The sequence below is a fragment of the Mycolicibacterium diernhoferi genome (genome assembly GCF_019456655.1).
Classification (GTDB): Bacteria; Actinomycetota; Actinomycetes; order Mycobacteriales; family Mycobacteriaceae; genus Mycobacterium; species Mycobacterium diernhoferi.
Genome location: NZ_CP080332.1, coordinates 5,331,520 through 5,347,094, shown reverse-complemented (window position 1 = coordinate 5,347,094; position 15,575 = coordinate 5,331,520). Strand labels below are relative to the sequence as shown.

The 15,575-nt window shown below is 65.9% G+C and carries 15 protein-coding genes; 9 read left to right on the top strand and 6 right to left on the bottom strand.

Annotation, left to right across the window (positions count from 1 at the left end):
• The first annotated feature begins 104 nt into the window (after nucleotides 1–104).
• The 6 genes from K0O62_RS25395 to K0O62_RS25370 all read left to right on the top strand — a co-directional run bounded on the left by K0O62_RS25395 (nucleotide 105) and on the right by K0O62_RS25370 (nucleotide 6,302).
• Nucleotides 105–1,232, top strand: coding sequence for a hypothetical protein (locus tag K0O62_RS25395; RefSeq protein WP_073856710.1), 1,128 nt, complete (start codon nucleotides 105–107; stop codon nucleotides 1,230–1,232).
• 2 nt (nucleotides 1,233–1,234) lie between these two features.
• Nucleotides 1,235–2,014 (top strand): SDR family oxidoreductase, encoded by a 780-nt coding sequence (locus tag K0O62_RS25390; protein WP_073856709.1) that lies wholly within the window; start codon nucleotides 1,235–1,237, stop codon nucleotides 2,012–2,014.
• A 73-nt stretch (nucleotides 2,015–2,087) separates the two neighbouring features.
• The gene (locus K0O62_RS25385; protein WP_073856708.1) at nucleotides 2,088–3,239 is read left to right on the top strand and encodes a sulfotransferase family protein; all 1,152 of its coding nucleotides are present in this window, start codon (nucleotides 2,088–2,090) and stop codon (nucleotides 3,237–3,239) included.
• A gap of 119 nt (nucleotides 3,240–3,358) precedes the next feature.
• Nucleotides 3,359–4,201, top strand: a complete 843-nt coding sequence (locus tag K0O62_RS25380; protein WP_234800111.1) for a polyphosphate polymerase domain-containing protein — start codon at nucleotides 3,359–3,361, stop codon at nucleotides 4,199–4,201.
• Complete coding sequence (locus K0O62_RS25375; RefSeq protein WP_073856706.1) at nucleotides 4,198–4,875, top strand: DUF4956 domain-containing protein; 678 nt, start codon at nucleotides 4,198–4,200, stop codon at nucleotides 4,873–4,875. Before K0O62_RS25380 ends, K0O62_RS25375 begins: the two co-directional genes overlap by 4 nt.
• Nucleotides 4,875–6,302: a CotH kinase family protein gene (locus tag K0O62_RS25370; RefSeq protein WP_073856705.1), complete on the top strand. Its 1,428-nt coding sequence runs from the start codon at nucleotides 4,875–4,877 to the stop codon at nucleotides 6,300–6,302. The genes K0O62_RS25375 and K0O62_RS25370 overlap by 1 nt, the downstream gene beginning before the upstream one ends.
• Here K0O62_RS25370 and K0O62_RS25365 read toward each other — a convergent pair.
• From K0O62_RS25365 to K0O62_RS25340, 6 genes are all read right to left on the bottom strand, one after another.
• Nucleotides 6,276–6,746 (bottom strand): hypothetical protein, encoded by a 471-nt coding sequence (locus K0O62_RS25365; protein WP_073856704.1) that lies wholly within the window; start codon nucleotides 6,744–6,746, stop codon nucleotides 6,276–6,278. The two genes, K0O62_RS25370 and K0O62_RS25365, sit on opposite strands and share 27 nt — an antisense overlap.
• On the bottom strand, nucleotides 6,746–7,897 hold the full coding sequence (locus K0O62_RS25360; RefSeq protein WP_073856703.1) for a 3-ketosteroid-9-alpha-monooxygenase, oxygenase component: 1,152 nt from the start codon (nucleotides 7,895–7,897) through the stop codon (nucleotides 6,746–6,748). Before K0O62_RS25360 ends, K0O62_RS25365 begins: the two co-directional genes overlap by 1 nt.
• A 240-nt stretch (nucleotides 7,898–8,137) precedes the next feature.
• Nucleotides 8,138–8,785, bottom strand: a complete 648-nt coding sequence (locus tag K0O62_RS25355; protein WP_073856702.1) for a hypothetical protein — start codon at nucleotides 8,783–8,785, stop codon at nucleotides 8,138–8,140.
• Nucleotides 8,786–9,204: 419 nt separating this feature from the next.
• Nucleotides 9,205–10,389 (bottom strand): thiolase family protein, encoded by a 1,185-nt coding sequence (locus K0O62_RS25350; protein ID WP_073856701.1) that lies wholly within the window; start codon nucleotides 10,387–10,389, stop codon nucleotides 9,205–9,207.
• Nucleotides 10,390–10,393: 4 nt separating this feature from the next.
• Nucleotides 10,394–11,449, bottom strand: coding sequence for a thiolase family protein (locus K0O62_RS25345; RefSeq protein ID WP_073856700.1), 1,056 nt, complete (start codon nucleotides 11,447–11,449; stop codon nucleotides 10,394–10,396).
• Nucleotides 11,450–11,464: 15 nt separating this feature from the next.
• Nucleotides 11,465–12,478 (bottom strand): Zn-ribbon domain-containing OB-fold protein, encoded by a 1,014-nt coding sequence (locus K0O62_RS25340; protein WP_073856699.1) that lies wholly within the window; start codon nucleotides 12,476–12,478, stop codon nucleotides 11,465–11,467.
• Nucleotides 12,479–12,549: 71 nt separating this feature from the next.
• Between K0O62_RS25340 and K0O62_RS25335 the strand changes: the two genes are divergently transcribed.
• The 3 genes from K0O62_RS25335 to K0O62_RS25325 all read left to right on the top strand — a co-directional run bounded on the left by K0O62_RS25335 (nucleotide 12,550) and on the right by K0O62_RS25325 (nucleotide 15,575).
• Entirely contained in the window at nucleotides 12,550–13,581 is a 1,032-nt protein-coding gene (locus K0O62_RS25335; protein ID WP_073856698.1) for an LLM class F420-dependent oxidoreductase, read from the top strand.
• A 105-nt stretch (nucleotides 13,582–13,686) separates the two neighbouring features.
• Nucleotides 13,687–14,367 (top strand): acetoacetate decarboxylase family protein, encoded by a 681-nt coding sequence (locus K0O62_RS25330; protein ID WP_073856923.1) that lies wholly within the window; start codon nucleotides 13,687–13,689, stop codon nucleotides 14,365–14,367.
• Nucleotides 14,364–15,575, top strand: coding sequence for a cytochrome P450 (locus tag K0O62_RS25325; protein WP_073856697.1), 1,212 nt, complete (start codon nucleotides 14,364–14,366; stop codon nucleotides 15,573–15,575). The genes K0O62_RS25330 and K0O62_RS25325 overlap by 4 nt, the downstream gene beginning before the upstream one ends.

The window sequence follows — 15,575 nt, the reverse complement described above, 5'->3', positions numbered from 1 at the left end:
CATGACCTCCGCTCGCAGCATTGACGCGAATTAGAACGCGTTCTAGTCTCAGGTCGGAAACTCTACCACTTCGGTCCAATAGTGGACCGAGAGAATGGAAGCCGATGTATTCACAGCCATTGGCGGACGCCATCGCCGAGGCCGAACGTCTGGTCACCGAGGCGCCGTTCATCGAGTCCGAGGCCGACCTGCTGGAGGGCCTGCAGTACCTGGCCGGCTGCATCGCGGCGTGCACCCACGTCGCCTTCGATTACGACCGGGACCACCCCTTCCTGCACAGCGGGACCGGGCCGTTCACCAAGATGGCCCTGGACAACCCGGACACCATGTACTTCGGCACCCGGGTACAGCCCGGTCACGAGTACGTGGTGACCGGCACCCGCGGCACCACCACCGATGTCAGCTTCCAACTGATCGGCGGGGAGTACACCGACGAGGTGGTACCCGACAGTGAGACCGCGTTCGACGATCGCAAGCTCGACATCGCCGCGGACGGTACCTTCGAATGGCGGTTCACCCCGGACAAACCCGCGCAGCTGGTCATCCGCGAGGTCTACAACGACTGGGCCGCGCAACGCGGGACCTTCGCCATCGCGCGGACCGACACCGCGGGCACCGCACCGCCGGCATTGACCAGGGAACTGATCGAGAAGCGTTACGCGGTCGCGGCGAAGCAACTGGTGCAGCGGGTCAAGACCTGGCTGCAGTTTCCCAAGTGGTTCTACGACAACCTGCCGGTCAACACCCTGACCGCGCCGCGGCTCACCCCGGGCGGCCTGGCCACCCAGTACTCCTCGGTCGGGCACTTCGATCTCGGCCCGCAGCAGGCGATGGTCATCACGCTGCCGGTCAGCGATGCGCCCTACCTGGGGTTCCAGCTGGGCAGCCTGTGGTACATCTCGCTGGACTACATCAACCACCAGACCTCGCTCAACGGTACTCAGGCCCAGGCGGATCCGGACGGCAAGATCCGGATCGTGGTGTCCGATGCCAACCCCGGTGTGACGAACTGGTGCGAGACGCTCGGCCACGGCAAGGGGTATCTGCAGTTCCGCTGGCAGCGGGTTTCCCGGGAGCTGACCGAGGCGGACGGTCCGACGGTCGAGATCATCGACGTGGCGGACGTCGCCGGCGTGCTGCCGTACTACGAATCGAACAGGATCTCCGATGAGGACTGGCGGGCGCGGATCGCACTGCGCCAGAAGCTGATCGGCGAAAGAATGGTGGGTTGATCATGGGATTGCTGACCGACAAGGTCGTGGTCATCAGTGGTGTGGGTCCGGCGCTGGGCACCACGCTGGCACGCCGATGTGCCGAGGAGGGCGCCGATCTGGTGCTGGCGGCCCGCACCGTCGAACGGTTGGAGGACGTCGCCGGACAGGTGCGCGGGCTCGGTCGCCGTGCCCTGGCGGTCGGCACCGACATCACCGATGACCAGCAGGTCGCCGATCTGGTGTCGGCCTCGATGGCGGAGTTCGGCAAGGTCGATGTGCTGATCAACAACGCCTTCCGGGTTCCGTCCATGAAACCGTTCGCCGACACCTCCTTCGAACACATCCGGGAGACGGTCGAACTGACCGTGCTCGGCGCGCTGCGGCTGATCCAGGGATTCACCCCGGCCCTCACCGAGACAGAAGGATCGGTGGTCAACGTCAACTCGATGGTGGTGCGGCATTCCGACCCGAAGCAGGGCGCCTACAAGCTGGCGAAATCGGCGCTGCTGGCCATGTCGCAGTCGCTGGCCAGTGAGCTCGGCGGTGCCGGCATCCGGGTGAACTCGGTTCTACCGGGCTATATCTGGGGCGGGACGCTGCAGGGTTACTTCCAGCATCAGGCCACCAAGTACGGCACCACGGTGGAGCAGATCTACCAGGCCGCCGCGGCCAACAGTGATCTGAAGAAGCTTCCCACCGAGGATGAGGTCGCCTCGGCGATCCTGTTCATGGCCAGTGACCTGTCCAGTGGTATCACCGGGCAGACGTTGGACGTCAACTGCGGGGAGTACAAGTTCTGATGCCGCGAAGACGAGCGCGAGTGAGGATCGCAGCGAGGGACGAGCGAGGACCGGAGCGAGTGGGAGTCGAGCCATGAGTAGCACGCCCAGAACAGATGTCGGCACCGTCGAGGATCTGCACGCCTCGGCGACCAAGGCCTGCGGGCTGGACGATTTCGGCGACGACAGCGACAACTACAAGGAAGCGCTCGGTGTTCTGCTCGAGGCCTATCGGCGTGACGCCGATCTGACCGAGTTGGGCAGCAAGATGCAGCGCTTCTTCGTCAGAAACGCCCTCGTCGCGCGTCTTGTCTCGGAGGCGGCGTTCAAGCAGTACCCGCAGCACGCGCAGGTGCCGATCGAGCGGCCGATCTTCGTCACCGGTCTGCCCCGTACCGGCACCACCGTGATCCACCGGCTGCTGACCGCGGACCCGGCGCACCAGGGCCTCGAACTGTGGCTGGCCGAGTTCCCGCAGCCCCGTCCGCCGCGCGAAACCTGGTCGCAGAACCCGGTTTTCCAGGCGCTCGACGCACAGTTCACCAAGGCCCACCAGGAGAACCCGGACTACACGGGTCTGCACTACATGACCGCCGACGAGGTCGAGGAATGCTGGCAACTGCTGCGGCAGTCGCTGCATTCGCTCTCCTATGAGACGCTGGCGCACATCCCCACCTATTCGCGGTGGCTGGCCCAGCAGGACTGGACCCGGTCCTATCAGCGGCACCGGCGCAACCTGCAGCTGATCGGCCTGAACGAGCCCGAGAAGCGCTGGGTGCTCAAGAATCCCAGCCACCTGTTCGCGCTCGACGCGCTGTTCGCCACCTATCCCGATGCGCTGGTGGTGCAGTGCCACCGGCCTGCGGAGACGATCATGGCGTCGATGTGCTCGCTGGCCCAGCACACCACCGCGGGATGGTCGAACACGTTCTCGGGCAGTGTGATCGGTGAGGACTCCCTGGAGACCTGGTCGCGTGGTCTGGAACTGTTCGACGCCGAGCGCGCCAAACACGACCCTGCTCAGTTCTGCGACGTCGACTACTTCGAGTTCATCAAGGACCCGGTCGGGGCGGTCGAGGGTATCTACCGGACCTTCGGCATCGAGTTCACCGACGCGGCGCGCCACGCCATCGAAGCCAGCCACGCGGCCAGCCAGGAGGGCCCCCGCGCGCCCAAGCACACCTATTCGCTGAGTGACTACGGATTGACCACCGAACGGGTGCAGGAGCGCTTCGCGGGTCTGTGACGATATTCACCCTGTGTTAAACAGCTGGTCATGAGGCTGGACACAGCGGGCTCATAGATAAGCGCGATTAACTACCTTCCGTGTTGGGCAGGTGGCGTCGCAGAGGCGCGGAGACAGCGGTGCCGGCGACGTTCGAGGACGTGCCGACGCTGCCGACCGGCTACTCGCAGACGGCCAGCAAGCTGCACGCCTTCAACCGCTACGAGATCAAATACTTCGTCGACGAACTGCGGGTTCCGGACCTGCGCCGTGAACTCGCCGCGCACATGGACTCGGATCCGCATTCACCGCACGGCGGATACCCGGTGACCTCGGTGTACTACGACACCGAGGACCTGCGGTTCTACTGGGAGAAGATCGAGGGCCTGCGCTTCCGGCGCAAGCTGCGGATGCGGCTCTACGGGGCACCCGAGGCGTGTACCGACCAGACCCCGGTGCAGGTCGAGATCAAGCAGCGGGTCAACCGGGTGACCCAGAAGCGCCGGATCGAGCTGCCCTACGCGGTGGCCCTGAACTGGCTGGATCACCGAGCCGAACTCGACTGCGGCCCCGGTGGGCGGGGGTTCGTCGACGAGGTGACCACCCTGGTGCAGAACCTGGACCTGCGCCCGATCGTCACCACCGGCTACCTGCGGGAGGCCTTCGTCGGCCGCGACGCCGACCTCGGGTTGCGGGTGACCATCGACCACAAGGTGCACGGCCGGGACCGGGACTTCCGCTTCGACTCGGGCGCGGAGAACCGGTTCATCATCCCGCCCAAGCTGGCGATCGTCGAGGTCAAGGCCAACGAGCGGGTGCCCTACTGGATCACCGACCTGCTCGCCCGGACGGACATGTCCGTGGTGCGGGTGTCGAAGTACTGCCAATCCGTTCAGGCATTCGGCCTGGCCCCGCGCTCTTTGCAGGGTGCCCCCGAACTCGCAATGCCCAGTAACCCAGTTCGATCAGGAGATCAGGCGTGAACATCAATCTGCAGGACCTCAGCGGGACCTTCAGCACCTTCGACGTGATCGCGTCGCTGAGCTTGTCGTTGGTGCTGGCGCTGATCATCGGCTGGGTGTACCGCTACACCCACAAGAACGTCTCCTACAGCCAGTCCTACGTCCAGACGCTGGTGCTGGTCTGCATGGTGGTCTCGGTGATCATGCTGGTGGTGGGCTCGAATATCGCCCGTGCGTTCGCGCTCGTCGGCGCCCTGTCGGTGATCCGGTTCCGCAACGCCATCAAGGAGACTCGTGATGTCGGGTTCGTCTTCCTGGTGATGGCCATCGGTATGACAACGGGCACCCGGTTCTACACGCTCGCCGTCGCCGCGACCATCGCCATCTGCCTGGTGCTGGTGATCATGAGCAAGTTCAACCTGTTCAAGCTCGACGTCAAGCGTCAGGTGGTCAAGGTGCAGGTGCCGCCGGATCCGGAGTTCACCGACCGCGTCGAGGACACCCTGATCGAGTACTGCTCCGAATTCGAGTTGGTCTCCACCGAATCGGTGCGCAGCGGCGCATTGAACGAGCTGTACTACACGGCCCAGCTGAAGAAGAACAAGAAGAGCAGCGAACTGATCGCCGCCCTGAGCGCGGTGAACACCGGACAGCGGGTGACGGTGCTGACCGGCTACGACCAGACCGACATCTGATGCGGCTGCCGCGCCGATTCCGCCAGCACTGGAAGTGGGTGGCCGGGCTCGTCGCCTTCGTCGCTGTGGTGGCGCTGGTGTTCGGCGAGGCTCGGATCCGGCCCTACATCACCGGGGACGCAACCGTGATCTCCTCGGAGATCACGGAGAACATCACCGGCACGGTCGATCTGTTCGACCCGCAGGTGCCGCACGAGCTGTCGATAGAGCTCACCGATGCCGAGTACGGCGATATGGTCCGTCAGTTCGAGGCCGACGGTGACAAGAAGTGGGTGACCGCCGACATCACCATCGACGGCACCGTCATCAGCGATGTCGCGGTACGGCTCAAGGGCAACTCGACGCTGATGGCGCTGCGCGGCATCTACTTCGGGCCCAAGCCGGGCGAAGAGCCCACGGAGGGGGCCGGCCCGCCGCCGGGGCCGCCGCCGGGCGTGTTCGCGAAGGTGTCCGCGGATGACCCGCTGTCACTGCCGCTGTTGATCAGCTTCAACGAGAACGCCGAGGGACGTGGCTACCAGGGCCTGACCGAGTTGTCGGTGCGTCCCGGTGCACCGGTGCTCAATGAGGCGCTGGCACTGTCATTGACCGCGCTGACCGGGCAACCCAGCCAGCGGTACGCGTACGTCACCTACTCCGTCAACGGGGACACCGCCACCCGGTTGGTCCTCGAGCATCCGGACGAGACCTACGCCGACGAGTTGTTCGAGTCCGACGGTTATCTGTACAAGGCCAGAGCGAAGTCCAAACTCGAGTACCGCGGGCCCGACCAGTCGGCCTACGCCGAACAGTTCAAGCAGATCAACGCCGCCGACACCGGAAACCTGCAGCCGATCATCAACTTTCTGAGCTGGCTGGACAGCGCCGACGACCAGGAGTTCGCCCGCTCGCTGGCGGACTGGGTGGACGTCGAATCGCTGGCGCGCTATGCCGCCACCCAGAATCTGTTGGTCAACGCCGACGATATGTCCGGACCGGGCCAGAACTACTACCTCTGGTACGACCTGGCGGCCGAGAAGATATCGGTGCTGTCCTGGGACCTGAATCTGGCGATGATGATGGGTGATTCGGGCCTCGGGCCGCACGACAAGCTGGAGTTGAAGCCGCCGTCGGGCTTCAAGCCCCCGACCGGCATGGGCCCACCGGAGGGGATGCCGCCCGGCGGAAACGCCCTCAAGGACCGCTTCCTGGCCTCACCGGCGTTCACCGAGATCTACGACGAGGCGTACTGGGAACTCTACGACGCGATCTATGCGGATGGGCAGGCGCTCGAGCTGCTCGACACCATCTCGGCCACCGTGCCGCTGACCGATGGACTCAGCGCCGAAGAGGTCGGTAAGCAGAAGGAAACCCTGCGTGCCTGGTTGCAGGAACGGGCCGCGGCGCTGGCGCGCGCGAGGTCAGCCGTCGCCGGGGGAGGGCGCTGAGGAGAATTCCTCCAGGCACCCCTCCGCGACAGCATGTTTGATGCTGTCGGTGAGCCGGGGGCAGGACCGGGCGCGAGCCGGATCCTCGCCGGCGGCCCGCATCTCGGCGAACACCGCGCAGCGGCGGGTGGCCTCGGTGCTCCACTGCACCGAGGTGTGTTCGGGTCCCAGCTTTTTCACCGCAACGGTGACATGGCAGAACCGGCAGTCGACCGAGGCCAGCCCGGATGTCAGATAGCGCTGTTTGTCCCGTTCGGTGCCTTCGCGGACCGCGGCGGCACGTTGCGGATCCGAACCGAAATCCGGTGCCTTGGACCAGGAACCGGACGCGGGCCGACTACCGGTCGCGTGGTCGTCATGGTCGTCGTGACCGAGCAACTCCAGCATCGAGCGGGCCAGACGGTCAACGTCCGGCGTCTGTGCCCGCTCGTCGTGGGTTGCCATCAGTTCGGTTGAGCCGCTTCCTGCTCGGCGGCCTGGTTCTTCAGGTTCTCCTGCACCTCGACGTTCCACTTCTCGACGGCGGCGGTGGTGTCGACCTCCATCTCGAACCGGTCGGTCATCTCCGCGGTGACATCGGCGGCGTCGACGTAGAACTGCTGGTACCAGCGGCGCATCTGGTAGACGGCGCCGTCCTCTTCGACCAGCAAGGGGTTGTCGATGCGGGTCTTGTGCTTCCAGATCTCCACATCCTGCAGGAAGCCCTTGGAGACGCCGTCGGTGAACACCCGGGCCAGTTTGTCGGTGGTCTTCTCATCGAGGCCCTTGGGCTTCTCGACGATGACGCCCCACTGCAGCACGAAGCTGTTCTGGGAGACCGGGTAGTGGCAGTTGATCAGGATCGACTCGGCCTTGAACCCGCCGTAGTTGTTGTGCAACCAGTTGATCATGAAGGACGGCCCGAAGTAGCTGGCCTCCGAATCCAGGTGCGCCTCACCGTAGGTGGTGCCGAGATCGCTGACATCGGGCCGGCCCACGTTGTGCAGGTACTGACTGGCGATGTGGCCTTCGAACACGTTCTTGAAGTACGTCGGCAATCCGTAGTGGATGTAGAAGAAGTGCGCCATATCGGTGACGTTGTCGATGATCTCGCGGCAGTTGGAGCCCTCGATGAGCATCGTGTTCCAGCGCCAGTCGGTCCAGTCGTCACTGGCGAACTCCGGGATCTCCGGGATGCGGACCTCGGGCTGGGGCGGGTTGCCCTCGTGGTCATGCCACACGAAGAGCAGGCCGCCGCGGACGTCGGTGTGCCATGCGCGGGTACGCGCGAGCCGCGGGGTGCGCTTGGCGTAGGGCACCAGCTTGCACTTGCCGTCACCGCCCCAGCGCCAGTCATGGAACGGGCAGGCCACGGTGTCACCCTTGATGGTGCCCTGGGAAAGGTTGCCGCCCATGTGTCGGCAGTAGCCGTCAAGAACCTTCGGTTCACCCTCGGAGTCCGCGAACACCACGAGCATGGTGCCGAAGATCTCCACGCCGTGCGGCTTGCCGTCCAGGAAGTTCTTCACCGGCCCCAGGCAGTGCCACCCGCGGGCGTAGCGGTCGGGCAAGTCGCCGGTGTCGATTTCGCGAATGCCGGCAGTCTCGGTAGTCACGGTGGGCCTCCCGTATCTGGTCTCTCTAACTAGAACACGTTACAGTTTTGCCCTGCCATTGCGCAACGTAAGCGCGACTACCTGCATGGACTGCTCGATATGTGCAGACGAGGCCGGTTATGCGTGCCGGCCGTATACCCGGAATCGTCCCGGAAACACTCGTGGCACCGACGGCGGACCTCACCGGATGGGTGATCGTCGGTGCTGCGCGGGCCCGGTCGACGGGCGTGCTGGCCTGCGCTAGCCGGTGCCGCGCTGCGTCGGGAGACCCACGCGCAGGGCGATCTGCTGCATCTTGCCGATAGCGGTGACGAACTCGTCGGTCGTGACGTCGCCGTCGGCGCTCTGGAACTCCAGCCGGACCAGTGCCGGGCCCTCGGTGAACAGCAGCAGCGTCACCGCCTTGCCCTCATCGGGGCGGCTACCCCTTATGACGATTCCGTCCTGGCCGACCCCGACCAGCTGTGGTTCACCGGTGACCTTGGTGGTGCTGGTCGCCTGCTGCAGCGCGGCCGTAGCGGTGGTTTCATCGGGATAGATCAGCACCGTGTTGCTGATTGCCCGGGTGTCCGGTTCGTTGACGAAGAATGCGGTCGCGCCGGGGTGGCCGTCGGGTGCGCCTTTGCGGTTCCGCTCGACGAAGGTGTCGTCGGCATTGGTGAGGTCGGCTGCGGTCAGCAGGAGATCGCTGTAGTCGCCGGGTGCTGCGGCCGGGCTCGGTGTCGCCGAACTGGGGGTCGTCGTGGTGAAGGCGGGCAGTGTCGGTGGCGTCGTGGTGGCGCCGTCCTGTTCGACGGGCGTACAGGCACTTGCCCCCATCACGAGCAGGGCGGCGGCGGCGAAAGCGCGTAACGGGCGTGCGGGCAACTGTGAGCGAGACAAATCCATGCGTTCGTTTCGGGGGGTGGGATTGCCTCCCACCGTACGCGACCGGCGGACATCGACCGGTGTGTGGTGGTCATCACGGTGGGGCCCGAGAACATTGGGCCCCGGTAGAGGCGCCGGCCGGCCGTGCTGACAGGTCGGGCGGAGCGGGTGCCGGGTCACTGCATGTCTGCAGAAGGTAGAGGTACTCGATGAAACTGAGCAGCGTTAGCCGATGAAAGTAACTGATCACCAACGAAGTTCAACCGTCGACAGATCTCGACCGTCATCGTCGGCGGCGTGGGGGCGATACCGGCGTGAGTGGCCGAGCCCTCTCGGACGGGAACATCTCTCCAGTTGGCAGTTCGGCGGTGCCCCTGAGTTCGAGGGGCACCGCCGATGTGCTTCGTGGCGTCATGCGCGCTGCACGACGCGGCCGGTGACTAGCGCGCCGGTTTGTCCGCCCCGACCACCCACATGGAGAAGTACTGGGCACCGCCGCCGTAGGCGTGGCCGAGCGCCTTGCGGGCGCCGGGCACCTGATGGTCGCCGGCCTTGCCCATCACCTGGATCGCGGATTCGGCGAACCGGATCATGCCGGAGGCGCCGATCGGATTCGAGGACAACACCCCACCGGAGGCGTTGAACGGGATACGCCCGCCGATCGCGGTCTCACCGGCCTCGGTGAGCTTCCAGCCCTCGCCCTCGGGAGCAAAGCCCAGGCTCTCCAACCACATCGGCTCGTACCAGGAGAACGGGACGTACACCTCGGCGGCGTCGATCTCGTCGATGGGGGAGGTGATTCCCGCATCACGCCACAGTGCGGCGGCAGCATCGCGGCTGGCCTGCGGGTTCACCTGGTCGCGCCCGGCGTAGGCCAGCGGTTCGGTGCGCAGCGCCGTTGCGTGGATCCAGGCCACCGGATGGCCGGCGGCGAGGTGGGCTTCGGCAGCTTGCTCGTCGCCGATCACCATGGCCGCCGCACCGTCGGAGGAGGGGCAGGTCTCGTCGTAGCGGATCGGGTCCCACAACATCGGCGAGGCCATCACCTTTTCCAGGGTGATGTCGGGCTGGTGCAGATGCGCCAACGGGTTCTTGGCGCCATTGAGCCGATCCTTGACCGCGACCAGCGCGCCGATGTGGTTCGGGGCGCCGGAGCGGCGGATGTACGCGCGCACGTGCGGGGCGAAGTACCCGCCCGCGCCCGCGCCGACCGGCTTGGTGAACGGAACCGGAATGCTCAACGCCCACATGGCATTCGATTCCGACTGCTTCTCCCAGGCCATGGTCAGCACGCGCTTGTACTTACCGGACTGCACCAGGCTGGCCGCGACGATCGCGGTCGAGCCACCCACCGATCCGGCGGTGTGCACGCGGATCAACGGCTTGTTGGTGGCGCCGGTCGCGTCGGCCATGAACAATTCGGGCATCATCACGCCCTCGAAGAAATCGGGCGCCTTGCCGACCACCACGGCGTCGATGTCGTCCATGGTGGAATTCGAGTCCCGGAGCGCTCTATCTATGGCCTCGCGAACAAGGCCGTTCATCGACACGTCGTGGCGCTTGGCGACGTACTTCGTCTGCCCGGTGCCCAGTACCGCTGCCAACTTCTTGGGTGATCCCGCCATCAGGTTATTTCCCTTCCAGGACGGCGACGATGTTCTGTTGCAGCGCAGGGCCGCTTGTGGCGTGCGCGAGCACGCGCTGCGCCGAACCGTCGAAGATGTGCTGTGCGGCGAAGCCGATACGCTCCAGCCCGGCCGAGAACATCGGGTTCGCGGCGAGCGCGCCACCGGACGGGTTGATCTTCGTCGACGACGGCAGCCCGATCGCCTCGGCGAGGATCAACTGCTGGTGGGTGAACGGCGCGTAGACCTCGGCGACGTCGATGGAGCCGGTGTCCCCATTGGTGGCGGCAGCCGCGGACGCTGCTGTTGATGGTGAGGTGGTCAGGTCGCGCGCACCCAGGATCGGCGTCTCGATGCGATGCTCGATTCCCGTTATCCAGGCCGGGTTTTCGCGCATCTCCCGGGCCTTGTCCCCGGCGGCCAGCACGATCGCGGAGGCGCCGTCGGTGATCGGTGCGATGTCATGGCGCCGCAGCGGGTCGGCGAAGAACGGTTGGGACAGCAGGTCTTCGATACTTCCGGTGACCTCCACCCGGTCGGTGCGGCCGCCCGCAGCGTAGGAATCCAGCGCGACCTGGGCCATCTGCTCGGCGGTCCACTTACCGGCGTCCAGGCCGGCGCGGGCCTGCAACCCCGCCATCGACACCGAATCCGGCCACAGCGGAGCCACCGTGTACGGGTCGGTCTGCAGCGCGAGCACCCGGCGCAGGATGCCCGCCGAGGACTTGCCGAACCCGTAGACCAGCGCGGTCTCGACCTGGCCGGTCAGCAGCTTGATGTAGGCCTCGTACAAGGCCCACGCCGCGTCCATCTCCACGTGGCTCTCGTTGATCGGCGGAATCGCGCCGATCGAGTCGATCGCCGAGATGAACGAGAACGCCCGTCCAGCAAGGTAATCCGAGGACCCCGAGCACCAGAATCCGATATCGGTCTGCTTGATGCCGAGCTCTTCGTAGAGCTTGTGGAAACACGGCATCAGCATCTCGACGCCGTTGGTGGTCCCGTCGGTACGACGGACGTGGGGCGCATGCGCGAAGCCCACCACTGCGATATCAGTCATTTCGGTGCGGGCCCTTTACAGGTGGTGCTTGTAGGAGTCGTAGTCGGCATCGGGTTCGTCGGTGGGCTTGAAGTAGTCGATGTTGTCGATACCCAGACCCCACTCTTCGCGCGGCTTCCACACCGCCTGCACCCGCATCCCCATCCGCACATCCGCCGCCTCGATCTCGGTGACCAGGTGCAGGAACGGGATGTCGGCGCCGTCGAGCAGCACGTAGGCCGCCACGTAGGGCGGCTTGATCCGCTGCCCGGGGAACGGGATGTTGATCACCGCGAAAGTGGTGACGGTGCCCTTGTCGGTGAGTTCGATGAACTCGTCGAGCGCCAGGCCGGTCGCCGGATCGGCCTCCTTGGGCGGGAAGTACACCTTCCCGGGCTGCCCGTCCCGGCTCTTGCCGGTCCGGCCGCCCATCAGCTTGCCCTCCTGCAGGGCCTTGAGGAACGTGGTCTCGGGCAGCGACGCGGTGTGCTGGATCTCGATGAAGCTCGGCGTCACCTGCACCGTGACCGGATCCCGGTCATCGGGACCGGCGGACGCCTCCACCGGCTCTTCGCTGTCACCGGGGAGGAAGTAGGCGATATCGGTGATCGCGCCGACCGGTTCGTCGACCCAGTGCGCGTGCACCCGGTCGCCGGTGTTGATCTCGGCGGCCGCATCGGCCTTGACGGCGTGCAGCATCGGGGTGTCCGCGCCGTCGAGCAGGATCAGCGCCCAGGCGAACGGCTGGTCGAGCGGTTGGCCCGGCAGCGGGGTCGACTGCCACGTCCAGGACTGCACGGTGCCGACGGCGCTGACCGGCACCACCTCGGTCAACGCCTGGTAGGTGACGGGGTCATACTCTGCGGGGGGTACGTGCACCCGGCCATCTGAACCGCGCACGCCGACGATGCGTCGCTCGCGCAGGGCGGTGAAGAACTGGGACAGGAGCGGTCCGACTGAACGGGTGTAGTCGAAAGCGAGCTTCAGCGGCGCCGAGAGGGGCTGCTCATGCTCATCGATCTGCACCGGGCTGCTTTGGCCTGTGGTCACAGCATCGAGTAGAACAGGTTCTAAGAATGGTTTCAAGGAGCGGGTCGGTCGGCCCGGAAGGACGGGTCTGAATGAAACTGGGTTTGCAGCTCGGATACTGGGGTGCCAAGCCTCCGACGGACCACGCCGAACTCGTCGCCACGGCCGAGGCCGAGGGTTTCGACACCGTGTTCACCGCCGAGGCCTGGGGCTCGGACGCCTACACGCCGCTGGCCTGGTGGGGCCGCGAGACCACGCGGCTGCGTCTGGGCACGTCGGTGGTCCAGCTCTCCGCGCGCACCCCCACCGCGTGCGCGATGGCGGCCCTGACACTCGATCACCTCTCCGGGGGCCGGCACATCCTGGGTCTCGGGGTGTCCGGACCGCAGGTGGTGGAGGGCTGGTACGGGGCGAAGTTCCCCAAGCCGCTGGCGCGCACCCGCGAGTACATCGACATCCTGCGCCAGGTGTGGGCCCGTCAGGCCCCGGTGCGCAGCGACGGCCCGCACTACCGGCTGCCGCTGACCGGGGAGGGCACCACCGGGCTGGGCAAGAACCTCAAGCCGATCACCCACCCGTTGCGCGCCGACATCCCGGTGATGCTGGGCGCCGAGGGGCCGAAGAACGTCGCGCTGGCCGCCGAGATCTGTGATGGCTGGCTGCCGATCTTCTACTCCCCGCGGATCGCGGGCATGTACAACGAATGGCTGGACGAGGGTTTCGCCCGCCCCGGCGCGCGCCGCACCCGCGAGACGTTCGAGATCTGTGCGACCGCGCAGGTCGTGGTGACCGACGACCGGCCGGCGATCATGGAGCTGATGAAGCCGCACCTGGCTCTCTACATGGGTGGCATGGGCGCCGAGGACACCAACTTCCATGCCGACGTGTACCGCCGGATGGGCTACGGCGAGGTGGTCGACGACGTCACCAAATTGTTCCGCAGCGACCGAAAAGACGAAGCGGCGAAGGTGATTCCCGACGAGCTGGTCGACGACTCGGCGATCGTGGGCAACCTGGACTACGTCAAGGAACAGATCAAGGCCTGGGAGGCCTCGGGGGTGACCATGATGGTGGTGGGCGCACGGTCGGCCCAGCAGATCAAGGACCTCGCCGCGCTGGTCTGACGCCGCGAGTAGACACTTCCTTGCCAGGTGTCTACCGCGAGTCCTAGATTGGGCGGCGTGACCGACGCCACAACTCAGTACGCGATCGCGGGCCAGACCGTGACCATGCCCGTGCAGATCCGGCGGGCCAGGCAGCACATGGCCATGTTCTCGGTGGACGCCGACGCCGCGCAGCGGATGATCGACTACAGCGGGCTGCAGGTCTGCCGGTACCGGCCGCGTCGTGCCGTCGTGATCCTGATGCTGATGCACTACATCGACGGCGACCTCGGCCCGTACCTGGAGTACGGCACCAACGTCATGGTGAACCCACCCGGATCCACCGCGTCGGGCCTGCGCGCGCTGCGCGACGCCGCGGCCTTCATCCATCACCTTCCGGTCGACGGCGAGTTCACCATGGAGGCCGGCCGCAAGATCTGGGGTTACCCGAAAGTCTTGGCGGACTTCACCGTTCGCGACGGCCAGAGCTTCGGTTTCGATGTCGCCATCGACGGCCGGCATGCGGTGAGCATGGAGTTCGGCAAGGGTTTGCCGACCCCGTCGGCGATGACGTCCAAACCGCAGGTCCACCCGACGTATTCGCATCTGGACGGTGTCACCCGCGAGACCGCCGGGGAGATGACGCTCTCGGGAGTGCGGTACCGGCCGGGCGGGGTGACCATGCGGCTTGGCGATCATGCGATCGGCCGCGACCTCGCAGCGCTGGGATTGCCCAAACGCGCGTTGTTCTCGAGTTCCGCTGAGAACGTCGAGATGACGTTCGGTGATGCCAAGGAGATCAGGTGACCCAGGTTCTGCCCGACACCAAACCCGATGTGGATCTCGCCGACGGCAGGTTCTACGCCGACGGCAACGCGCGGTCGGCCTATGCGTGGATGCGGGCCCACGAACCGGTGTTCCGGGACCGCAACGGACAGGCCGCCGCCGCCAGTCACGCCGCGGTGCTCGACGCGGAACGCAACCCCGAACTGTTCTCCAGCGCCGGCGGCATCCGGCCCGACCAGCCCGGCATGCCGTACATGATCGACATGGACGATCCGGCACATCTGTTGCGGCGCAAGCTCGTCAACGCCGGATTCACCCGCAAGCGGGTGATGGACAAGTTGGGATCGATCGGCACCCTGTGCGACGCCCTGATCGACGCGGTGTGCGAGAAGGGCGAGGCCGACTTCGTCCGCGACATCGCCGCACCGCTGCCGATGGCGGTGATCGGCGACATGCTCGGAGTCCTACCCGAGGAACGCGAGATGCTGCTGACCTGGTCGGACGACCTGGTGTGCGGGTTGTCCTCGCATCTGGACGAGGCCGCCGTCGCGAAGCTGATGGAAACCTTCGCCGCGTACACCGCATTCACCATGGATGTGATCGCCAAGCGCCGGGTGGAACCGACCGACGACCTGTTCTCGGTGCTGGTCAACTCCGAGGTCGAGGGACAGCGGATGGACGATCAGGAGATCGTTTTCGAGACCCTGCTGATCCTCATCGGCGGCGACGAGACCACCCGGCACACCCTGTCCGGCGGCACCGAGCAGTTGCTGCGGCACCGCGATCAGTGGGCCCGGCTCGTCGGCGACGTCGAGTTGCTCCCCGGCGCCATCGAGGAGATGTTGCGCTGGACGTCGCCGGTGAAGAACATGTGCCGCACGCTCACCGCCGACACCGAGTTCCACGGCGCCCAGCTGCGCAAGGACGAGAAGATCATGTTGATGTTCGAGTCGGCGAACTTCGACGAGGACGTATTCGGCGACCCGCAGAACTTCCGCATCGACCGCAATCCGAACAACCACCTCGCCTTCGGTTTCGGTACGCACTTCTGCATGGGCAACCAACTGGCCCGCCTGGAGCTGAAGATCATGCTGACCAAGGTGTTGCAGCGGCTGCCCGACCTGCGGCTGGCCGACGAGGGCATGCTGCCGCTGCGGCCGGCCAACTTCGTCAGCGGACTGGAGGCCATGCCGGTGGTATTCACCCCGTCACCTCGGGTTTTGGGCTAG

Bases quoted from the DNA above. Each gene is read 5' to 3' on its own strand.
- K0O62_RS25350 (WP_073856701.1), bottom strand. From the start codon at position 10,389: ATGGCGGGATCACCCAAGAAGTTGGCAGCGGTACTGGGCACCGGGCAG.
- K0O62_RS25330 (WP_073856923.1), top strand. From the start codon at position 13,687: ATGCCCGTGCAGATCCGGCGGGCCAGGCAGCACATGGCCATGTTCTCG.
- K0O62_RS25335 (WP_073856698.1), top strand. From the start codon at position 12,550: ATGAAACTGGGTTTGCAGCTCGGATACTGGGGTGCCAAGCCTCCGACG.
- K0O62_RS25385 (WP_073856708.1), top strand. From the start codon at position 2,088: ATGAGTAGCACGCCCAGAACAGATGTCGGCACCGTCGAGGATCTGCAC.
- K0O62_RS25345 (WP_073856700.1), bottom strand. From the start codon at position 11,449: ATGACTGATATCGCAGTGGTGGGCTTCGCGCATGCGCCCCACGTCCGT.
- K0O62_RS25370 (WP_073856705.1), top strand. From the start codon at position 4,875: ATGCGGCTGCCGCGCCGATTCCGCCAGCACTGGAAGTGGGTGGCCGGG.
- K0O62_RS25395 (WP_073856710.1), top strand. From the start codon at position 105: ATGTATTCACAGCCATTGGCGGACGCCATCGCCGAGGCCGAACGTCTG.
- K0O62_RS25365 (WP_073856704.1), bottom strand. From the start codon at position 6,746: ATGGCAACCCACGACGAGCGGGCACAGACGCCGGACGTTGACCGTCTG.
- K0O62_RS25355 (WP_073856702.1), bottom strand. From the start codon at position 8,785: ATGGATTTGTCTCGCTCACAGTTGCCCGCACGCCCGTTACGCGCTTTC.
- K0O62_RS25390 (WP_073856709.1), top strand. From the start codon at position 1,235: ATGGGATTGCTGACCGACAAGGTCGTGGTCATCAGTGGTGTGGGTCCG.